Source organism: Burkholderia sp. Tr-20355 (assembly GCF_017104685.1).
Classification (GTDB): Bacteria; Pseudomonadota; Gammaproteobacteria; order Burkholderiales; family Burkholderiaceae; genus Burkholderia; species Burkholderia seminalis.
The window spans coordinates 1-18,763 of sequence record NZ_JAAGPK010000153.1; the positions used below are offsets into that span (position 1 = coordinate 1).

General features: G+C 66.7%; 21 protein-coding genes and 1 pseudogene. 19 read left to right on the forward strand and 3 right to left on the reverse strand.

What is annotated here, in order from left to right:
- Positions 1-159: 159 nt before the first annotated feature.
- From G3N62_RS27940 to G3N62_RS27975, 8 genes and pseudogenes are all read left to right on the forward strand, one after another.
- A pseudogene (locus G3N62_RS27940) lies at positions 160-723 on the forward strand (methyltransferase domain-containing protein); the annotation flags it as partial.
- Between the two features lie 195 nt (positions 724-918).
- Positions 919-1,443 carry a DUF2244 domain-containing protein gene (locus tag G3N62_RS27945; protein ID WP_049030539.1) on the forward strand — a complete coding sequence of 175 codons (525 nt, stop codon included), beginning with the start codon at positions 919-921 and terminating at the stop codon, positions 1,441-1,443.
- Between the two features lie 56 nt (positions 1,444-1,499).
- The gene (gene coxB, locus G3N62_RS27950; RefSeq protein WP_124670220.1) at positions 1,500-3,095 is read left to right on the forward strand and encodes a cytochrome c oxidase subunit II; all 1,596 of its coding nucleotides are present in this window, start codon (positions 1,500-1,502) and stop codon (positions 3,093-3,095) included.
- A gap of 43 nt (positions 3,096-3,138) precedes the next feature.
- Positions 3,139-4,746 (forward strand): cytochrome c oxidase subunit I, encoded by a 1,608-nt coding sequence (gene ctaD / locus G3N62_RS27955; RefSeq protein WP_021163746.1) that lies wholly within the window; start codon positions 3,139-3,141, stop codon positions 4,744-4,746.
- Between the two features lie 80 nt (positions 4,747-4,826).
- Positions 4,827-4,967 (forward strand): cytochrome oxidase small assembly protein, encoded by a 141-nt coding sequence (locus tag G3N62_RS27960; RefSeq protein WP_006752059.1) that lies wholly within the window; start codon positions 4,827-4,829, stop codon positions 4,965-4,967.
- A 35-nt stretch (positions 4,968-5,002) separates the two neighbouring features.
- Positions 5,003-5,611 (forward strand): cytochrome c oxidase assembly protein, encoded by a 609-nt coding sequence (locus G3N62_RS27965; RefSeq protein ID WP_034189231.1) that lies wholly within the window; start codon positions 5,003-5,005, stop codon positions 5,609-5,611.
- A gap of 16 nt (positions 5,612-5,627) precedes the next feature.
- On the forward strand, positions 5,628-5,828 hold the full coding sequence (locus G3N62_RS27970) for a DUF2970 domain-containing protein (RefSeq protein WP_124670219.1): 201 nt from the start codon (positions 5,628-5,630) through the stop codon (positions 5,826-5,828).
- Positions 5,829-5,966: 138 nt separating this feature from the next.
- A complete protein-coding gene (locus G3N62_RS27975; protein WP_027785504.1) occupies positions 5,967-6,824 on the forward strand; it encodes a cytochrome c oxidase subunit 3 in 858 nt (285 codons plus the stop codon).
- Between the two features lie 171 nt (positions 6,825-6,995).
- On the opposite strand, the gene G3N62_RS27980 is transcribed toward G3N62_RS27975, so the two are convergent.
- Positions 6,996-7,205 (reverse strand): twin transmembrane helix small protein, encoded by a 210-nt coding sequence (locus G3N62_RS27980; RefSeq protein WP_011353273.1) that lies wholly within the window; start codon positions 7,203-7,205, stop codon positions 6,996-6,998.
- 84 nt (positions 7,206-7,289) lie between these two features.
- On the opposite strand from G3N62_RS27980, the gene G3N62_RS27985 reads away from it, so the two are divergent.
- The 5 genes from G3N62_RS27985 to G3N62_RS28005 are packed head-to-tail and all read left to right on the forward strand — an operon-like array spanning position 7,290 to position 11,371.
- Positions 7,290-8,000 carry an SURF1 family protein gene (locus G3N62_RS27985; RefSeq protein WP_233623211.1) on the forward strand — a complete coding sequence of 237 codons (711 nt, stop codon included), beginning with the start codon at positions 7,290-7,292 and terminating at the stop codon, positions 7,998-8,000.
- Between the two features lie 60 nt (positions 8,001-8,060).
- A complete protein-coding gene (locus tag G3N62_RS27990) occupies positions 8,061-8,687 on the forward strand; it encodes a cytochrome c oxidase subunit I (protein ID WP_034189232.1) in 627 nt (208 codons plus the stop codon).
- A gap of 25 nt (positions 8,688-8,712) precedes the next feature.
- A complete protein-coding gene (locus tag G3N62_RS27995; RefSeq protein WP_034189233.1) occupies positions 8,713-9,825 on the forward strand; it encodes a COX15/CtaA family protein in 1,113 nt (370 codons plus the stop codon).
- Between the two features lie 8 nt (positions 9,826-9,833).
- Complete coding sequence (gene cyoE, locus G3N62_RS28000; RefSeq protein ID WP_034189234.1) at positions 9,834-10,736, forward strand: heme o synthase; 903 nt, start codon at positions 9,834-9,836, stop codon at positions 10,734-10,736.
- 17 nt (positions 10,737-10,753) lie between these two features.
- On the forward strand, positions 10,754-11,371 hold the full coding sequence (locus tag G3N62_RS28005; protein WP_049030543.1) for an SCO family protein: 618 nt from the start codon (positions 10,754-10,756) through the stop codon (positions 11,369-11,371).
- A 112-nt stretch (positions 11,372-11,483) separates the two neighbouring features.
- On the opposite strand, the gene G3N62_RS28010 is transcribed toward G3N62_RS28005, so the two are convergent.
- Entirely contained in the window at positions 11,484-11,774 is a 291-nt protein-coding gene (locus G3N62_RS28010) for a YciI family protein (protein ID WP_034189236.1), read from the reverse strand.
- A gap of 209 nt (positions 11,775-11,983) precedes the next feature.
- Here G3N62_RS28010 and G3N62_RS28015 point away from each other — a divergent pair, with 209 nt between their 5' ends.
- Entirely contained in the window at positions 11,984-13,621 is a 1,638-nt protein-coding gene (locus G3N62_RS28015) for a methyl-accepting chemotaxis protein (protein WP_124670217.1), read from the forward strand.
- Between the two features lie 206 nt (positions 13,622-13,827).
- A complete protein-coding gene (locus G3N62_RS28020) occupies positions 13,828-14,643 on the forward strand; it encodes a MetQ/NlpA family ABC transporter substrate-binding protein (protein ID WP_034189238.1) in 816 nt (271 codons plus the stop codon).
- Between the two features lie 84 nt (positions 14,644-14,727).
- On the opposite strand, the gene G3N62_RS28025 is transcribed toward G3N62_RS28020, so the two are convergent.
- Complete coding sequence (locus tag G3N62_RS28025) at positions 14,728-15,036, reverse strand: VF_A0006 family four-cysteine protein (RefSeq protein WP_034189239.1); 309 nt, start codon at positions 15,034-15,036, stop codon at positions 14,728-14,730.
- Positions 15,037-15,368: 332 nt separating this feature from the next.
- Between G3N62_RS28025 and G3N62_RS28030 the strand changes: the two genes are divergently transcribed.
- From G3N62_RS28030 to imuA, 4 genes are all read left to right on the forward strand, one after another.
- Positions 15,369-16,334 (forward strand): ABC transporter substrate-binding protein, encoded by a 966-nt coding sequence (locus G3N62_RS28030; RefSeq protein WP_124670216.1) that lies wholly within the window; start codon positions 15,369-15,371, stop codon positions 16,332-16,334.
- Positions 16,335-16,473: 139 nt separating this feature from the next.
- Complete coding sequence (locus tag G3N62_RS28035; protein ID WP_034189241.1) at positions 16,474-17,370, forward strand: ABC transporter permease; 897 nt, start codon at positions 16,474-16,476, stop codon at positions 17,368-17,370.
- Between the two features lies 1 nt (position 17,371).
- Positions 17,372-18,166 (forward strand): ABC transporter ATP-binding protein, encoded by a 795-nt coding sequence (locus G3N62_RS28040; protein ID WP_059558759.1) that lies wholly within the window; start codon positions 17,372-17,374, stop codon positions 18,164-18,166.
- Between the two features lie 147 nt (positions 18,167-18,313).
- The coding region (gene imuA, locus G3N62_RS28045; protein ID WP_206141358.1) for a translesion DNA synthesis-associated protein ImuA at positions 18,314-18,763 on the forward strand (450 nt) is incomplete at its 3' end.

Sequence of the window (18,763 nt, forward strand, 5' to 3'; positions counted from 1 at the left end):
ATGAAAGGTAGAAGAAATAGACATGTATAAGTATGAGAGCCTAGGACTTAGCACGTTTTACGTCTGTGTACTCTTTTTTTTTTTTTTTAATAATACGGCGCCCACCGAGATCTACCCTGCCCTTACCCCTCTTTCCCTACACGCCGCTCTTCCGATCTCGGCGCGTTCGACCTGATCTGGTCGAATCTCGCTCTCCACTGGCATTCGCGTCCCGACGCGGTGCTGCCCGAATGGCAGCGCGTGCTGCGCGTGAACGGCCTGCTGATGTTCAGCACGCTCGGGCCCGACACGCTGCGCGAGCTGCGGGCGGCCTGCGCGGACGCCGAAGCGGCGCTGGGCATGGCGCCGCCCGCCGCGCGCGTGATCGATTTCGTCGACATGCACGACCTCGGCGACATGCTCGTCGAGAGCGGCTTCGAGATTCCCGTGATGGATCAGGAAGTGCTGACCGTCACCTACAAATCCCCCGATTCCCTGCTGGCCGACGTGCGCCGCTGGGGCGCCTATCCGTTCGAGCGCACGGCGCCGCGGCACGCGACGCGGCGCTTTCGCGCGGCGCTCGGCGACGCGCTGGCGGCGCGCCGGCGCGAGGACGGCACGATTCCGCTGACCTTCGAGGTGATCTACGGCCACGCATGGAAGGCCGTCCCGCGCACGACCGCCGAGGGGCACGGGATCGTGCGCATCGAGGATATCGGCAAGGGGCGTCCGAAGAATCGGTAAAGCGGTAAAGAGGGGTTTTGTTATGTCTGAAATTAGCGGCGCAAAGCGGGGTCGAATTGGCGCGAAAAATGGCCGAAAAGCTTGTCGCGCTTGGCTTGGCGGGCGATAGGCGCTTGCTTGTGGATGCCATTGAACCCGCCTATAATGCGTCAGCTTGTCGTCCCGGGGTCCCCGCAATACGGGGCGACGAGTCCGATGCAGGCATGCATCGCATGCCATTCGCGTGAGGCGGCGATGGAAGCAGCGAGGGTTTTGGCGGAGACGACGAACGGCGAGCCGGTCCTCGAAGACTGGCTGATCAAACGCAACTGTTCGGTGTCGCCACGCCAGTTCGTGCTGTTTTATGCGTCGCTCGCGGGCTTCTCGCTGGTGATCGCGTCGTTGCTGATGTGGAGAGGGGCCTGGCTCGTCATGCCCTTTACCGGAATCGAGTTGCTGGCAGTGGGTGTCGCATTTGCGATCCATGCTCGCCATGCGGTCGATTACGAGCGCATCAGGCTGTTTCCGCATCGGCTCGTGATCGAGCGGATGGATGCGGAGCGGCTCACGCAGATCGAATTCAACCCGCGCTGGGTGCGGGTCGAGCCGGGTGCGACGCCACGCGATCCGATTCGACTGGTATCGCGCGGGCAGACCGTCGTGATCGGGCAGCATCTCGCGCAGTACAAGCGTGCGCAGTTCGCCGACGAACTGCGCGTGTCGCTCAGGCGCTGCGGCTGACGAGGCGCGGGCACCGGCCGATACGGGCCGGCGGCTTGCGACGGGGGAGGGTTTGAATGGAAATTTTGGGTAAGGATGCTATGAAAACAATCAAGCGAGCCCTCACGGGCGTGCTGGCATGCAGCGGATTGCTCTTTGCCGGTGCCGCCCTGGCGGTCGGTGATAGCCCGGGCGGCCCCCGCGTCAACGAGATCAACTTTCAGCCGCCGGTCACGAAAATCGCCGAGGAGCTCTACGATCTCCACACGATGATGCTGATCCTGTGTACGGTGATCTTCGTCGGCGTGTTCGGCGTGATGTTCTATTCGATCTTCGCGCACCGCAAATCCAAAGGCCACAAGGCCGCCAATTTCCATGAAAGCACGACCGTCGAGATCATCTGGACGATCGTGCCGTTCGTCATCGTCGTGCTGATGGCGCTGCCGGCGACGAAGGCCGTCGTCGCGATGAAGGACACGACGAACGCCGATCTCACGATCAAGGTCACCGGCTACCAGTGGAAGTGGGGCTACGACTACGTGAAGGGCCCGGGCGAGGGCATCGGCTTCCTGTCGACGCTGACCACCCCGCGCGACGAAGTGATGGGCAAGAAGCCGATCACCGACACCTATCTGCAGGAAGTCGACAACCCGCTCGTCGTGCCGGTCAACAAGAAGATCCGCATCATCACGACCGCGAACGACGTCGTCCACTCGTGGTACGTGCCCGCGTTCGGCGTGAAGCAGGATGCGATCCCCGGCTTCGTGCGCGACACGTGGTTCAAGGCCGACAAGGTCGGCACGTTCCGCGGTTTCTGTACCGAGCTGTGCGGCAAGGAACACGCGTACATGCCGGTCGTCGTCGAAGTGCTGTCGGACGACGACTACGCGAAGTGGGTCACGGCGCAGAAGGCCAAGCTGGCCAGCGCGTCGGTCGATCCGAACAAGGTCTACACGATGGCTGAACTCGTCGCGCACGGCGAGGAAGTCTACAAGGCGAACTGCGCGGCCTGCCACCAGGTGAGCGGCAAGGGCCTCGGCGCGTTCCCGGCGATGGACGGCAGCCCGATCGTGAACGGCCCGATCGCCGGCCACGTCGAGCGCGTGCTGCACGGCAAGGGCGCGATGCCGTCGTGGGCGTCGCTGTCGGACCTCGACATCGCGTCGGTCATCACGTACGAACGCAACTCGTGGGGCAACCACAAGAACGACCTGCTGCAGCCGAAGCAAGTGGCCGACGCGCGCAACGGCAAGATGCCGGAAGACGCGGCAGGCGCGGCAGCGGCACCGGCGGAAGCGGCATCGGCACCGGCGCAAGCCGCGTCGGGCGCCGCCGAGCAGCCGGCGGCAGCGGCATCGGCCGCGCTGTCGACGATCTACTTCGAAACGGGCAAGAGCGTGCTGCCGGCCGACGCGAAAGCGGCGATCGCCGCCGCGGCCGACTATGCGAAGGCACATCCGGACGCGAAGCTCGCGCTGTCGGGTTTCACCGACAAGACGGGCTCGGCCGACGCGAACGCCGAACTGGCGAAGCATCGTGCACAGGCCGTGCGCGACGCGCTGAAGGCAGCAGGCGTGGCGGAAGACCACATCATCATGAAAAAGCCGGAAACGATCACGGGCGGGGCTGACGCTAAGGAAGCCCGGCGTGTCGAGATCGGCCCGGCGGCTTGACGTGTCGCTGAGTTAGTCGACGTATTCGCATTAGGAGATTCTCATGTCTAGCATCGGGCACGACGTAGCCGCGGACCACGCGCACGACGACCACGCGCACGAAATGCCGCACGGCTGGCGTCGCTGGCTGTTCGCCACCAACCACAAGGACATCGGTACGCTGTACCTGCTGTTCTCGTTCATCATGTTCCTGTCGGGCGGCGTGATGGCGCTCGGCATCCGTGCCGAGCTGTTCGAGCCGGGCCTGCAGATCATGCGTCCGGAGTTCTTCAACGAACTCACGACGATGCACGGCCTGATCATGGTGTTCGGCGCGATCATGCCGGCGTTCGTCGGCTTCGCGAACTGGATGATTCCGCTGCAGATCGGCGCATCCGACATGGCGTTCGCGCGGATGAACAACTTCAGCTTCTGGCTGCTGCCGGTCGCGGCCGTGCTGCTGGTCGGTTCGTTCTTCGCGCCGGGCGGCGCGACGGCTGCCGGCTGGACGCTGTACGCACCGCTGTCGACGCAGATGGGCCCGGGCATGGACTTCGCGATCTTCGCGGTCCACATCATGGGCGCGTCGTCGATCATGGGCGGGATCAACATCGTCGTGACGATCCTGAACATGCGCGCACCGGGCATGACGCTGATGAAGATGCCGATGTTCGCATGGACGTGGCTGATCACGGCGTACCTGCTGATCGCGGTGATGCCGGTTCTGGCAGGCGCGATCACGATGGTGCTGTTCGACCGCCACTTCGGCACGTCGTTCTTCAACGCGGCAGGCGGCGGCGACCCGGTGATGTACCAGCACATCTTCTGGTTTTTCGGCCACCCCGAGGTGTACATCATGATTCTGCCGGCGTTCGGGATCGTATCGCAGGTGATCCCGGCGTTCGCGCGCAAGACGCTGTTCGGCTATAGCTCGATGGTGTACGCGACGGCATCGATCGCGATCCTGTCGTTCATGGTCTGGGCGCACCACATGTTCGCGACGGGCATGCCGGTCACCGGCCAGCTGTTCTTCATGTACGCGACGATGCTGATCGCCGTGCCGACGGGCGTGAAGGTGTTCAACTGGCTCGCGACGATGTGGCGCGGCTCGATGACGTTCGAAACCCCGATGCTGTTCGCGATCGGCTTCCTGTTCGTGTTCACGTTCGGCGGCCTGACGGGCCTGATGCTCGCGATGGCGCCGCTCGACATCCAGTATCACGGCACCTACTTCGTGGTGGCGCACTTCCACTACGTGCTGGTGGCCGGCTCGCTGTTCGCGCTGTTCTCGGGCTGGTACTACTGGGCGCCGAAGTGGACGGGCTGGATGTACAACGAGACGCGCGGCAAGATCCACTTCTGGGCGTCGATGATCTTCTTCAACCTGACGTTCTTCCCGATGCACTTCGTCGGTCTGGCCGGCATGCCGCGTCGTTATGCGGACTACCCGGCGCAGTTCACGGACTTCAACCAGGTGGCGACGATCGGCGCATTCGGCTTCGGCCTCGCGCAGGTGTACTTCCTGTTCGCGGTCGCGCTGCCGGCCTACCGTGGCGGCGGCGAGCTGGAAAAGGCGTCGGACAAGCCGTGGGACGGCGCGACGGGCCTCGAGTGGACGGTGCCGAGCCCGGCTCCGTTCCACACGTTCGAGCAACCGCCGCACGTCGAGTAAGTTTCATGGTGCGCCCGGCCGCTGCCTGCCTTGATGGCAGGCGCGGCGGGCGCCGCATTGAGGTTTCAGCGAAGTTTCAGATGAACCGGAATCCACAAGAAAGACGAACGCCCGAGCAGATTCGCGCGGGCAACAAGCGGCTCGGCCTCACCCTGCTCGTCATCGCCGCCGTTTTCTTTGTGGGTGTCGTGATCAAGCAGTGGTGGCTGTCCACTCACTGATGCAGCAACTGACGCAGTAGCGAGGAAGTCGTCGTATGTCGAAGCCGGAAGAGGGCGCCGTCGATCGCGCGTTCAATCGTTCGATGCTGGTGAAGCTCTTCGTCGTGGCCGGACTGATGTTCGGTTTCGGCTTCGCGCTGATCCCGATGTATCGGGCGATCTGCCAGATCACCGGCATCAACAACCTGGTGCAGCGCGACGTCAGCGAGCGCGAGGTGAAGAACTCGCAGGTCGACTACAGCCGCACGGTGTCGGTCGAGTTCGATGCGAACGCGCGCGGGCCGCTCGGTTTCAAGCCGGAGCACAACAGCCTCGACGTGCATCCGGGCGAACTGATGACGATCGTGTACGACGTGACGAACGGGCAGGGCCGGCCGGTCGTGGCGCAGGCGATTCCGAGCTACGCGCCGAAGCAGGCGACGGAGTTCTTCAAGAAGATCGAGTGCTTTTGCTTTACGCAGCAGACGCTGGCCGCGAACGAGTCGCGCAAGATGCCGGTGGTGTTCGTGATCGATCCGAAACTGCCGAAGGACGTGAAGACGATCACGCTGTCGTACACGTTCTTCGAACTGAATACCCCGGCCACGCCGGCACCGGCGCAGCGCAGTACCGCGGCGCAGGGCACGGCGAAGCCGGACGCATGACGACGGAGGCGGGGCGATGACGGAGGTCAAGCGGGGCGGGTCGTTCGGCCAGGCGCTGAAAGCCGTGCTGTGGTCGTTCTTCGGCGTGCGCAAGCGGCGCGATCTGGAGGCCGATGCGACGCAGCTGAATCCGGTGCACGTGCTGATCGTCGCGTTGCTCGCGGCCGGCGTGTTCATCGGCGTGCTGATCCTGATCGTGCGTGCCGTCGTGGGCTGAGGCCCGCGGCCACGAAAGAATGCAGTGCGCGGCGTCACGGCGCGGCGTGCGGGAAAGAGCGGTGGCAGTCGCGCCGCGCAAGAAATAAAGCCGGAGCGGTTTCCGGTACACAAATTGGACTGAAGTGGAGAATCAAGCATGAGCGGTCAAAACCAGACCCCGTACTATTTCGTGCCGCATCCGTCGCAGCATCCGATCAGCGCGGCCATCGGCCTGCTGGTCATGCTCGGCTCGGTAGCGCTGTGGATCAACGGTCACGACTGGGCGCCGTTTACGGCGCTGCTCGGCCTGCTGTGGTTGCTCTTCACGCTGTATCACTGGTTCGGCGACGCGATCGCCGAATCGGAAGGCGGTCATTACGGCAAGAACGTCGACAAGTCGTACCGCTGGAGCATGAGCTGGTTCATCTTCTCGGAAGTGATGTTCTTCGGCGCGTTCTTTGGCGCGCTGTTCTATGCGCGTGAAATCGCGCTGCACCAGCTCGGCAGCCTCGACTACAAGCTGATCTGGCCGGACTTCTCCGCCGTGTGGCCGAACGAAGGCCCCGCCGCGCTCGCCGGGCACTTCAAGACGATGGGCCCGTGGCCGATCCCGACGCTGAACACCGCATTCCTGCTGTCGTCGGGCGTGACGCTGACGATCTCGCACCATGCGCTGCGTGACGATCATCGCAAGAAGGCGATCGCATGGCTGGCCGCGACGCTCGTGTTCGGTATCTGCTTCCTGTTCCTGCAGGGCTTCGAGTACTACCACGCGTACAACGAACTGAACCTGACGCTGAACTCCGGCGTGTACGGCTCGACGTTCTTCCTGCTGACGGGCTTCCACGGTTTCCACGTGTTCCTCGGCGGCACGATGCTCGCGGTGGTGCTGGTGCGGATGATTCGCGGCCACTTCAAGCCCGATCATCACTTCGCATTCGAAGGCGCCGCGTGGTACTGGCACTTCGTCGACGTCGTCTGGCTCGGCCTGTACGTCGTCGTCTACTGGCTGTAAATGGAAAAACGGCCCGCGCAGCAATGCGCGGGCCGTTTTCATTGGTGCCGACCGGTAGCGCCGCTGCCTGCCGACACCACCCTGGCGCCGCCGCGACTCAGTCAGGCGGCGCTTTTGCTTGGTGGCGCGGCCGTGCGACGAAATGTCACAGCGGCTGCCGCGGCAACGGCATCAACGCCCGATCGGCAGGCCGGTCGAATGGATCCAGCCCATCCAGTTCGCGATCAGGATGAGCAGGAACAGCGACACCGACAGCCCGACACGGGTGGCGAGCGACCAGACCATGCGTTTCGTGTGGCCGCGGTCGTGCATCATGAAGTAGAGCGCCGAGCCCATGCTGGCAATGATGAGGACGAAGGCGATGGGAACGAGGATGTGCATGACACGAACCGGACGACGGCCATTCGAAAGGAAGGGGATAATTATCGCACTTCGCTTTCGCGCATGTGCCCGGCGGGCCGCATGATGAAGATCCGCTGGCTGCCCGCGCTCCTGATCCTCGTCGTCGTCGCCGTGACGATCCGGCTCGGTTTCTGGCAGCGCGATCGCGCGCACCAGAAGGAAGCGCTGCAGGCGAGCATCGCGCGCTACGAGCAGGCGGCGCCCGTCGACGTCGGCGCGCAGCCGATGCCGCTTGCGTCGATCGAGTTCCATCGCGTGCGGGCCAGGGGCCGTTTCCTGCCCGAGCAGGCGGTGTTTCTCGACAATCGGCCGTATAACGACCAGCCGGGTTTTTACGTCGTGATGCCGTTTAAACTCACGGGCGGCGGTGTCGTGCTCGTGAACCGCGGCTGGCTGCCGCGCAATATCGCCGATCGCACCGCGATCGAGCCGTTCGCGACGCCGGCGGGCGACGTCGAGATCGTCGGCATCGCGCGTGCCGACGCATCGCGTGCGTTCGAGCTTGGCGAGGGCGGGTCGGCCGCGCACCAGAAGATCCGGCAGAACCTAGACGTCGCCGAGTATGCGAAGGAAACGGGGCTGCCGCTGCAGCCGTTCGTGATCCAGCAGACGAGCGACGACGGCGACAGGCTCGTGCGCGACTGGCCGGCGGCGACGACCGGCGTCGAGCGCAATTACGGTTACATGTTTCAGTGGTGGGCGATGGCGGCGGCCGCGCTCGGCTTCGGCCTGTACGCCGCGCGGCGTGCGGCGAAGAAGTCGGCCGGCGCATGAGCGCCATCCCAGGACGCGGCGCCGGCGCCGCGGGTTCGTTTCGAGAGGTCTGATTTGTCCATGCAATCTTCCCGTCAGGGTCCGGCCGCCGCGCCGATCTCGCCGGCGGCCCGCAAGCGCGGCCGCTGGATGCTCGTGCTGCTGGGTCTCGTGTGCGCCGCGCCGATGATCGCGTCGTACTTCACCTATTACGTGATCAAGCCGAAGGGCGGGTCGACGAACTACGGCACGCTGATCGAGCCGCAGCGTCCGATCCCGGCCGGTCTGCAGGTGACCGACGAAACCGGCAAGACCGTGCCGCTGGCGTCGCTGCGCGGCGTGTGGCTGTTCGTGATGACCGACCGCAGCGCGTGCGACGATGCGTGCGCGCAGAAGCTCTATTTCATGCGCCAGATCCGCGTCACGCAGGCGGGCGAGCGGCACCGGATCACGATGGTGTGGCTGCGCAGCGACGCGGGCGCGATGCCGCAGAAGGTGCTCGACGCGTACCCCGACACGCGCCGGCTCGTCGCCGATCCGGCCGCGGTGGCCGCATGGCTGCCGGCCGATGCCGGCACGAAGGACAGCGACCATATTTACCTGGTCGACCCGAACGGCAACCTGATGATGCGTTTCCCGAAGGACCCGAATCCCAGCAAGATCAAGTCGGACGTGACGAAGCTGCTGAAGTGGTCGAGCATCGGTTAAGGCAAGAGAACGAGGCACCATTCCGATGTCGTATCTACTGCAACTCGGCCTGATCGGCTTGTGCATCGCGCTGCTGCCGCTGTCGTACGTGTGGGTGAAGGCCGACGACGACAAGTTCCGCAAGCTCGTGTGGATCACCACCTTCCTGACGCTCGACCTCGTGATGTTCGGCGGCTTCACGCGGCTGACCGATTCGGGGCTCGGCTGCCCCGACTGGCCCGGCTGTTACGGCACGTCGTCGCCGTTCATCGCGCACGCCGCGATCACGGCCGCGCACCAGGCGATGCCGACGGGCCCCGTCAGCATGACGAAGGCGTGGATCGAGATGATCCACCGCTATTTCGCGATGGCGATCGGCGTGCTGATCATCGCGCAGGTCGTGATCGCGTGGGCCGCGCGGCTGCGCCGCCGCCCGCTGCACGTGTCGCCGTGGTGGCCGACGAGCCTGCTGCTGCTGATTCTCGTGCAGGGCGCGTTCGGCGCGTGGACGGTCACGATGAAGCTGCAGCCGGTGATCGTCACGATCCACCTGCTGCTCGGCCTCACGCTGCTCGGCACGCTCGGCTGGCTCGCGGCGCGGCAGACGCCGCTGCCGTCGTATGACCCCGAGGCCGGACGCTACCGCGCGGCCGCGCTCGCGGCGCTCGTGCTGCTGGTCGTGCAGATCGCGCTCGGCGGCTGGGTGAGCACCAACTACGCGGTGCTTGCCTGCACCGACTTCCCGACCTGCAACGGCCAGTGGATCCCGCCGATGGACTTCCAGCATGGCTTCCACCTGTGGCGCGCGCTCGGGATGACGAAGGACGGCGAGGCGATCACGCAGGACGCGCTGGTCGCGATCCACTGGACGCACCGCACGTTCGCGTTCGTCGTGGTCGCGTACCTGGTCGCGTTCGCGCTGAAGATGCGCCGCTTCGAGTCGCTGCGGCGGCCCGCGAACGGCGTGCTGCTGGTCGTGCTGCTGCAGTTCGTGACGGGCCTGACCAACATCGTGCTGCAGTGGCCGCTGCCGGTCGCCGTCGCGCACAACGGCGGGGCCGCGATCCTGCTGCTGCTCGTCGTCATGTTAAACTTTCGCATCCTTTCAAGCCGCCCCGGCCGTGTCGCGCAGCCTGCGCGCGACGCCGCCCCGGCGTGACCGTCCCCATGCAAAGCACCCTCTCCCAATCGCCCGGTAGCCGCTTTTCCCAGTACATGGCGCTGACGAAGCCGCGTGTCACGCAGCTCGCGGTGTTCTGCGCGGTGATCGGCATGTTCCTCGCGACGCCGGGCATGGTGCCGTGGCATGTGCTGATCGGCGGCACGATCGGCATCTGGCTGCTGGCCGGTGCCGCGTTCGCGATCAACTGCCTCGTCGAACAGAAGATCGACGCGATGATGCGCCGTACCGCGTGGCGCCCGTCCGCGCGCGGCGAGATCACGACGCCGCAGATCCTGCTGTTCTCGGCCGTGCTCGGCAGCGTCGGCGCATGGACGCTCTATACGTTCACGAACCCGCTGACGATGTGGCTGACGATCGCGACGTTCGTCGGCTACGCGGTGATCTACACGCTGCTGCTCAAGCCGATGACGCCGCAGAACATCGTGATCGGCGGCGCGTCGGGCGCGATGCCGCCGGCGCTCGGCTGGGCCGCCGTCACCGGCGCGGTGCCGGGCGACGCGTGGATCCTCGTGCTGATCATCTTCGTGTGGACGCCGCCGCATTTCTGGGTGCTCGCGCTCTATCGCCGCAAGGATTACGAGAACGCGGGGCTGCCGATGCTGCCGGTCACGCACGGCGAGAAGTTCACGCGGCTGCACATCCTGCTGTATACGGTGATCCTGTTCGCGGTCACGCTGATGCCGTTCATCTCCGGGATGAGCGGGGCCGTCTACCTGACGAGCGCGGTGCTGCTCGGCGCGGTGTTCCTCGCGTATGCGTGGAAGATCCATCGCGACTATTCGGACGAACTCGCCCGCAAGGCCTTCCGCTACTCGATCGTCTACCTGTCGCTGCTGTTCGCCGCGCTGCTCGTCGATCACTACGCACGCCCGCTGCTCGGCGTGTAACCGCACGGTTGAACGCAATGCTCCAATCAAGGTTCGGGCGCCGCGCGCGCCAAGGCTGGATGTTCGCGTGCGCATTCGCGGCGGCGCTGCTGCTCGCCGGATGCGACAACGCGCCGAAATTCCAGAATCTCGACATCACCGGCAACACGCAGTTCGGCAGCGATTTCTCGCTGCCCGATACGGCCGGCAAGGTGCGTACGCTCGCCGATTTCAAGGGCAAGGCCGTCGTGATGTTCTTCGGCTATACGCATTGCCCGGACGTGTGCCCCACCACGATGGCCGAGCTGTCCGAAGCATTGAAGCAGCTCGGGCCCGACGCCGCGAAGCGCGTGCAGGTGCTGTTCGTCACCGTCGACCCGGAACGCGACACGCCGGCGCTGCTCGGCCAGTACGTGCCCGCGTTCGATCCGTCGTTCATCGGCCTGCGGCCGGCCGACGAAGCGGCGCTGAAGAAGGTCACGAAGGACTTCCGCGTGTACTACGCGAAGGTGCCCGGCAAGACGCCCGGCAGCTACACGATGGATCACACGGCCGCGAGCTACGTGTTCGACCGCGACGGCAAGCTGCGCCTGTTCGTGCGCGACGGCCAGGGCCCCGGCCCGTGGGTCCACGACCTGAAGCTGCTGGTCGACTGACCGGCCGCCGCCGGGCGTCCTGCCCGGCGATCACGTGACGGCCGTCCCGCGCCGTCACGCTTTTCCTCTTTTCCCGCTGTCCGCCTGCGCTGAGCGCCGGGCGGCGCGCGCGTTACGGCAGCGCCGGCACGTTGAAGCCGGACGCGGCACGCGTGATCCGGAATTCGGTCACGCGATAGGTGGCGAGCCCCTCGGTGACGAACGGATCGGTCTCGAGGATCGCGTCGAGTGCGTCGCGATCGATGCGGGCCGCGAGGATCATGCCGCCTTCGCGCGGCACCTTCGGTCCCGCCGCGATGAAGATGCCCTTGTCGAATTGCGGCTGCAGATACGCGCGATGGCGTTCGAGCGCGTCGTCGATGCGTTCGAGCGACGCGGTGTAGTGGATGTCGATGACGTACATGGATGGCCCTGGAATGGTGCCGGCGCGTTGCGCGCCGGTCAGGCGGTCTTTGTAGCACAGCGGATGCGGGCTGTCGCGCCGGCGCTGCCCGCCGAGCGCCGGCGCGTATTCAAGTTGTAAGCCTCGTTGCCGTAATTGAAGGAGCAACCGTTTGCGCGGGACAGGCCGTTCGCGCGCATCGGCGCATCGACATCGACAAAGGCACGCAGATGAGCAGAATAAGTTTGAACCGCAAGCTGTGGCTCGCGCTTGCGCTGGTATGGGTCGGTCTGCTGGGCGTCGGCGCATGGAGCGCGTACGAGACGCGCGCGACGATGCTGGACGAACGCAAGGCGGGCATCGCGAATCTCGTCGACTCGGCGGCCGGCATCGTGAACGCGTATCACGCGCTCGCGCAGAGCGGCACGCTGCCCGAGGCCGACGCGAAGCGCGACGCGCTCGCGAGCCTCGCCGCGATGCGCTACGGCGATTCGGGCTACGTGTTCGTGATGGACTCGAAGCCGGTCGTGCTGATGCATCCGACGCTGCCGAAGCTCGTCGGCACGCAGGTCGGCGACTATCTCGATCCTGACGGCAAGCCGCTGTTCGTGACGATCCTGAACGCCGCGAAGGCGACCGGCAGCGGCTTCGCCGAATATCGCGGGCGGCTGCCGCACAGCGAGACGGCCGTGCCGAAGATCAGCTACGTCACGCGGTTCGCGCCGTGGGACTGGAACATCTCGAGCGGGGTGTTCCTGAAGGACATCGACACCCTCTATTACCGGACGCTGCTGGGCCACCTCGCGGTGGTGCTCGTGATCGGCTTCGTGATCAGCGCGGCGATGCTGGTGATCATTCGCAACGTGCGCGGCAGCCTGGGCGGCGAGCCCGACGAAGCGGCCGCGCTCGCGGCGCGCATCGCGCGGGGCGACCTGACGCAGCCGGTACCGGTGCGCGCGGGCGACCGCACCAGCATGATGGCCGCGATGCACGACATGCAGGCGCGGCTGCAGGCGACGCTCGGCGGGATCCGCCAGTCGGCGGAGTCGATCGCGTCGGCGAGCCGCCAGATCTCGGCCGGCAACGACGACCTGTCGCAGCGCACCGAGGAGCAGGCCGCGTCGCTCGAGGAAACGGCCGCGAGCATGGAGCAGCTCACCGCGACGGTGAAGCAGAACGCCGACAACGCGCGGCAGGCGAGCGGGCTCGCGAACAACGCGTCGGACATCGCGCGCACCGGCAGCGATGTCGTGAGCCGCGTGATCGGCACGATGGGCGAGATCGACGACAGCTCGCGCAAGATCGCCGACATCATCGGCGTGATCGAGGGCATCGCGTTCCAGACCAACATCCTCGCGCTGAACGCGGCGGTCGAGGCCGCGCGCGCGGGCGAGCAGGGGCGCGGTTTCGCGGTGGTCGCGGGCGAAGTGCGTTCGCTCGCGCAGCGCAGCGCGACGGCCGCGAAGGAAATCCGCGAACTGATCGTCGACTCGGTCGAGCGCGTACGCAACGGCTCGACGCTGGTCGGCCAGGCCGGCACGACGATGGGCGAGATCCTGCAGGCCGTCGCGCGCGTGACCGACATCATGGGCGAGATCGCGGCCGCGTCCGAGGAGCAGGCGAGCGGCATCACGCAGGTCGGCCGCGCGGTCACGCAGATGGACCAGGTGACGCAGCAGAACGCGGCACTCGTCGAGGAAGCCGCCGCGGCTGCCGCGTCGCTGCAGGAACAGGCCGCGCGGCTGCGCGACGCGGTCGGCGCGTTCCGGGTCGGCGACGCCGGCGGGCTGGCGCCGCGCCGGGCCGGCGAGCAGGCGGCCGAGCCGGCGTTCGGGGCGAACACGGCCGGCGAGACGGCGGTGAGGTAAAGCGTGCCGGCCGACGCGCGACGCGTCATGAACGCAACTAACGGCCGAACCCCGCACCTGCCGCCGGCACTGTACCGGTGCATACCCATATGAGCGGGATGTATTTCACTTCCCGCCGATCCTGTGACACCATTTGCCCCTTCCTGCGAGTCGGGGCTTACCCGTATCGCGCCCCATTTTTTAGCAAGCAAGAAAGCGAGAAACAGATGAAGCGTCGCAGTCTCCTGAAGGTATTTTCCGTACTGGCCACCGGTGCCGCGCTGACGCTGTCGGCAGGCGCGCGCGCCGACGACAAGGTGATCAAGGTCGGCACGGTCGCCGGCCCGGATGCGGAAGTGTGGCAAGTCGTGCAGAAGGTCGCGAAGGAGAAGGAAGGCCTGAACGTGAAGGTCATCGAATTCAACGACTACGTGCAGCCGAACGCGGCGCTCGACGCGGGCGACCTCGACGCGAACAGCTTCCAGCACCAGCCCTACCTCGACAGCCAGGTGAAGCAGCGCGGCTACAAGATCGTCAGCGCGGGCCTGACCTACATCTCGCCGATCGGCGTGTACTCGAAGAAGTACAAGTCGCTGAAGGACCTGCCGCAAGGCGCGAAGCTCGCGGTGCCGAACGATCCGTCGAACGAGAACCGCGCGCTGCTGCTGCTGCAGACGCAAGGCGTGATCAAGCTGAAGGCGGGCGCCGGCACGGGCGGCAACAACGCGACGGTGCTCGACATCGCCGAGAACCCGAAGAAGCTGAAGATCTCCGAACTCGACGCCGCGCAACTGCCGCGCGTGCTGTCGGACGTCGATGCCGCCGTGATCAACACGAACTACGCGCTGGCCGCGAACCTGCAGCCGACCAAGGACGCGATCGCGCTCGAATCGCTGACGAGCCCGTACGCGAACCTGATCGCCGTGCGCGCGAAGGACAAGGATCAGCCGTGGGTGAAGAAGCTGGTCAAGGCGTACCAGTCGCAGGAAGTGCGGGAATTCATCAAGAAGCAGTTCAAGGGCTCGATGGTCGCGTCGTTCTGAGCGCCGCGCACCGGTACCGCTGAACGAAAAGGGCCTGCATCGCGCAGGCCCTTTTTTCATGGGCGTCCGGCGCGCGGCGCCCGTTCACATCTCGCCGCGCCGCGAGCAGATCGACATGATCTGCTGGATCGCGTAGTTGTCGCGCACGCCCGGCAGCGACTGCACGACGCACTCGTGAAAGCGCCGCTCGCGCGGCAGCAGCATCGCGTTGTTGCGGTACAGCGCGTCGCACGAGCGCTGGATCAGCTGCGCCGCCGCGCCGTTGCGGCTTTCGCGCAGCGCATTGAGCATGCAGTCGTCGTATTGCGCGCTGCCGTCGGTCAGCGCGCATGCGGTACCGGGCAGCGCCAGCGCGACGGCCACGCATGCGATGGTTCGGATCCCCCGTTTCATCTGCCCTCCGATGGCGTGGATTGGGTCGGCCGACAGCATAACGTAAAGCCGCGCGCGCGGCTGACGCGTTGGCCGACACCGGCCGGCACCGCCGCCGGCCGGGCTTCGCGCGCATTTTCGGGCTCCGGCGCGTGCCGCGATTCGGCGTGCCTGGCGAAAGCGTTCAGTCAGGCGGTGGTCTGCGGAAATGGTATGCTCGTGCGTTCGCCGCTGCACGCTTTCCCGGAGCGTGCGCGGGCCGATCGCCGGCGTGTCGTACGCGCGGCGGCGCCCGCCCGACGGCGGCGGGAATCCATCATCCAGAACCGACACAATACGGGGGAGACTCACCCATGAAGCGATTCAAGACTTTCGCGATCCGTTCGATCGCGGCCGGCGTCGCCGCATTCGCGCTGGCCGGCGCCGCGCATGCGCAGACCGTCAAGGTGCTGTCGATCGTCGATCATCCGGCGCTCGATGCGATCCGCGACGGCGTGCGCGCCGAACTGAAGGCGGAAGGTTACGGCGACGACAAGCTCAAGTGGGAATACCAGAGCGCGCAGGGCAACACGGGCACGGCCGCGCAGATCGCGCGCAAGTTCGTCGGCGACCAGCCGGACGTGATCGTCGCGATCGCGACGCCGGCCGCGCAGGCGGTCGTCGCCGCGACGAAGAGCGTGCCGGTCGTCTATTCGGGCGTCACCGATCCGGTCGCCGCGCAGCTCGTGAAGGGCTGGGGCCCGTCGGGCACCAACGTGACGGGCGTGTCCGACAAGCTGCCGCTCGATCGCCAGGTCGCGCTGATCAAGCGCGTCGTGCCGAATGCGAAGACGGTCGGCATGGTCTACAACCCGGGCGAGGCGAATTCGGTCGTCGTCGTGAAGGCGCTCAAGGAGATCCTCGCGAAGCAGGGGATGGCGCTGAAGGAAGCCGCCGCCCCGCGTACCGTCGACATCGGCCCGGCCGCGAAGAGCCTGATCGGCAAGGTCGACGTGATCTACACGAATACCGACAACAACGTGGTGTCCGCATACGAAGCGCTCGTGAAGGTCGCGAACGAAGCGAAGATCCCGCTCGTCGCCGGCGACACCGACAGCGTGAAGCGCGGCGGCATCGCGGCGCTCGGCATCAATTACGGCGATCTCGGCCGGCAGACGGGCAAGGTCGTCGCGCGCATCCTGAAGGGCGAGAAGCCGGGCGCGATCGCGTCGGAGACGAGCAGCAACCTCGAACTGTTCGCGAACACGGGCGCGGCCGCGAAGCAGGGCGTCACGCTGTCGCCGGATCTCGTCAAGGAAGCGAAGACGGTCATCAAGTAAGCCGCGGCACGCGCGCCGCGCTTGCCGGCCCGATCCGGGCCTCGACGACATCGCCGGACGGGCGGCTCCCACCCGGGGCCGCCCGTCCGCTTCGCCCGGCCGTACACGTCCGGCCGGGAAGCAACAGGATTTCCCCACCATGTCTCTGTTCTCGTTTCTGGGCGCACTGGAGATCGGCCTGATCTTCAGCCTCGTCGCCCTCGGGGTGCTGATCTCGTTCCGCATCCTCAACTTCCCCGACCTCACCGTCGACGGCAGCTTTCCGCTCGGCGGCGCCGTCGCCGCGACGCTGATCTCGGCCGGCTACGACCCGTTCACGTCGACGCTGCTCGCGATCGTCGCGGGTGCGCTGGCCGGCTTCGTCACCGGCTGGCTGAACGTGCGCCTGAAGATCATGGATCTGCTCGCCAGCATCCTGATGATGATCGCGCTCTACTCGGTGAACCTGCGGATCATGGGCCGGCCGAACGTGCCGCTGATCACCGAGCCGACGCTGTTCACCGTGCTGCAGCCGGACTGGATGCCCGACTACGTGCTGCGCCCGGCGCTGCTCGCGATCGTCGTCGTGGTCGCGAAGCTCGGCCTCGACTGGTTCTTCTCGTCGCAGCTCGGCCTCGCGATGCGCGCGACCGGCGCGAACCCGCGGATGGCGCGCGCGCAAGGCATCGCGACCGGCCGCGCGACGCTCGCCGGGATGGCGCTGTCGAACGCGCTCGTCGCGCTCGCCGGCGCGCTGTTCGCGCAGACGCAGGGCGGCTCGGACATCTCGATGGGGATCGGCACGATCGTGATCGGGCTGGCCGCCGTGATCATCGGCGAGACGCTGCTGCCCGCGCGCCGGCTCGTGCTGACGACGCTCGCGGTCGTGCTCGGCGCGATCGTCTACCGTTTCTTCATCGCGCTCGCGCTGAACAGCGAATTCATCGGCCTGAAGGCGCAGGACCTGAACCTCGTGACGGCCGCGCTCGTCACGCTCGCGCTGGTGCTGCCGGCGACGCGCAAGAAGCTGTTCGCGCGCAAGAACGGAGGAGCATGACATGCTGTCCGCACACGATCTCAAACTCACGTTCAATCCCGGCACGCCGATCGAGACGCGCGCGCTGCGCGGGCTGTCGCTCGAGATTCCCGACGGCCAGTTCGTCGCGGTGATCGGCTCGAACGGCGCCGGCAAGTCGACCTTCCTCAATGCGGTCAGCGGCGACCAGCCGGTCGATGCGGGGCGCATCGCGATCGACGGCGCGGATGTGACGCGCAAGGCCGCGTGGGACCGCGCGCACCTCGTCGCGCGCGTGTTCCAGGATCCGATGGCCGGCACCTGCGAGGCGCTGACGATCGAGGAGAACATGGCGCTCGCGATGGCGCGCGGCGTGCGGCGCGGCTTTCGCGCCGCGCTCGACCGGCCGTCGCGCGAACTGTTCCGCGACAAGCTGCGGCTCCTGAACCTCGGCCTCGAGAACCGGCTGACCGACCGGATCGGGCTGCTGTCCGGCGGCCAGCGGCAGGCCGTGAGCCTGCTGATGGCGTCGCTGCGGCCGTCGCGGATCCTGCTGCTCGACGAGCACACGGCCGCGCTCGACCCGAAGACGGCCGCGTTCGTGCTGGAGCTGACCGCGCGCATCGTCGCCGAGAGCAAACTGACGACGATGATGGTCACGCACAGCATGCGGCAGGCGCTCGACTACGGCGACCGCACGGTGATGCTGCACCAGGGGCAGGTCGTGCTCGACGTGTCGGGCGATGCGCGCAAGGGGCTCGACGTGCCGGACCTGCTGCAGATGTTCGAGAAGGTGCGTCACGAGCAGCTCGACGACGACGCGCTGCTGCTCGGCTGACGGGCGGGGCCGGCCGGCGTGCGATGACCTGACGCGCGCGCCGGCCTCCTCCCGGCTTTCCTCTGACGAAAACCGGTTTCGCACCGGTGCTGTGCGACGCGGGCGCATTGCCATATACTGTATATCCATACAGTTGTGGGTGGCGTCATGCTCGCATCCTCCATTTCTCCCGAATCCCTTCATCCGTCGCTCTGGCGCGGCTCGCAGCTCGCGCGCGGCGGCCCGCGCACGATCGAGACCGGCTTCGTGCCGCTGTCGGCCGAATTGCCGGGCGGCGGCTGGCCGGTCGGCGGGCTCGTCGAACTGCTGGCCGCGCAGCCGGGCTGCGGCGAGATGCGGCTGCTCGCGCCCGCGCTGGCCCGTACCGTCAGTGCGCGGCGTCCGCGCGCGCTCGTCGCGCCGCCGCAATCGCCGCATGCGACCGCGCTCGCCAGTCTCGGCGTGCCGGCCGACGCGCTGCTGTGGCTGCGCGCCGGCAGCCGCACCGATGCGCTGTGGGCCGCCGAGCAGGCGCTCAGGACGGGGTGCTGCGGCGCGCTGCTGCTCTGGCAGGAGGCGCGGCCCGATGCGCTGCGGCGCCTGCATCTCGCGGCCGCG

Bases quoted from the DNA above. Each gene is read 5' to 3' on its own strand.
- G3N62_RS27945 (WP_049030539.1), top strand. From the start codon at position 919: ATGCAGGCATGCATCGCATGCCATTCGCGTGAGGCGGCGATGGAAGCA.
- coxB (WP_124670220.1), top strand. From the start codon at position 1,500: ATGGAAATTTTGGGTAAGGATGCTATGAAAACAATCAAGCGAGCCCTC.
- ctaD (WP_021163746.1), top strand. From the start codon at position 3,139: ATGTCTAGCATCGGGCACGACGTAGCCGCGGACCACGCGCACGACGAC.
- G3N62_RS27960 (WP_006752059.1), top strand. From the start codon at position 4,827: ATGAACCGGAATCCACAAGAAAGACGAACGCCCGAGCAGATTCGCGCG.
- G3N62_RS27965 (WP_034189231.1), top strand. From the start codon at position 5,003: ATGTCGAAGCCGGAAGAGGGCGCCGTCGATCGCGCGTTCAATCGTTCG.
- G3N62_RS27970 (WP_124670219.1), top strand. From the start codon at position 5,628: ATGACGGAGGTCAAGCGGGGCGGGTCGTTCGGCCAGGCGCTGAAAGCC.
- G3N62_RS27975 (WP_027785504.1), top strand. From the start codon at position 5,967: ATGAGCGGTCAAAACCAGACCCCGTACTATTTCGTGCCGCATCCGTCG.
- G3N62_RS27980 (WP_011353273.1), bottom strand. From the start codon at position 7,205: ATGCACATCCTCGTTCCCATCGCCTTCGTCCTCATCATTGCCAGCATG.
- G3N62_RS27985 (WP_233623211.1), top strand. From the start codon at position 7,290: ATGAAGATCCGCTGGCTGCCCGCGCTCCTGATCCTCGTCGTCGTCGCC.
- G3N62_RS27990 (WP_034189232.1), top strand. From the start codon at position 8,061: ATGCAATCTTCCCGTCAGGGTCCGGCCGCCGCGCCGATCTCGCCGGCG.
- G3N62_RS27995 (WP_034189233.1), top strand. From the start codon at position 8,713: ATGTCGTATCTACTGCAACTCGGCCTGATCGGCTTGTGCATCGCGCTG.
- cyoE (WP_034189234.1), top strand. From the start codon at position 9,834: ATGCAAAGCACCCTCTCCCAATCGCCCGGTAGCCGCTTTTCCCAGTAC.
- G3N62_RS28005 (WP_049030543.1), top strand. From the start codon at position 10,754: ATGCTCCAATCAAGGTTCGGGCGCCGCGCGCGCCAAGGCTGGATGTTC.
- G3N62_RS28010 (WP_034189236.1), bottom strand. From the start codon at position 11,774: ATGTACGTCATCGACATCCACTACACCGCGTCGCTCGAACGCATCGAC.
- G3N62_RS28015 (WP_124670217.1), top strand. From the start codon at position 11,984: ATGAGCAGAATAAGTTTGAACCGCAAGCTGTGGCTCGCGCTTGCGCTG.
- G3N62_RS28020 (WP_034189238.1), top strand. From the start codon at position 13,828: ATGAAGCGTCGCAGTCTCCTGAAGGTATTTTCCGTACTGGCCACCGGT.
- G3N62_RS28025 (WP_034189239.1), bottom strand. From the start codon at position 15,036: ATGAAACGGGGGATCCGAACCATCGCATGCGTGGCCGTCGCGCTGGCG.
- G3N62_RS28030 (WP_124670216.1), top strand. From the start codon at position 15,369: ATGAAGCGATTCAAGACTTTCGCGATCCGTTCGATCGCGGCCGGCGTC.
- G3N62_RS28035 (WP_034189241.1), top strand. From the start codon at position 16,474: ATGTCTCTGTTCTCGTTTCTGGGCGCACTGGAGATCGGCCTGATCTTC.
- G3N62_RS28040 (WP_059558759.1), top strand. From the start codon at position 17,372: ATGCTGTCCGCACACGATCTCAAACTCACGTTCAATCCCGGCACGCCG.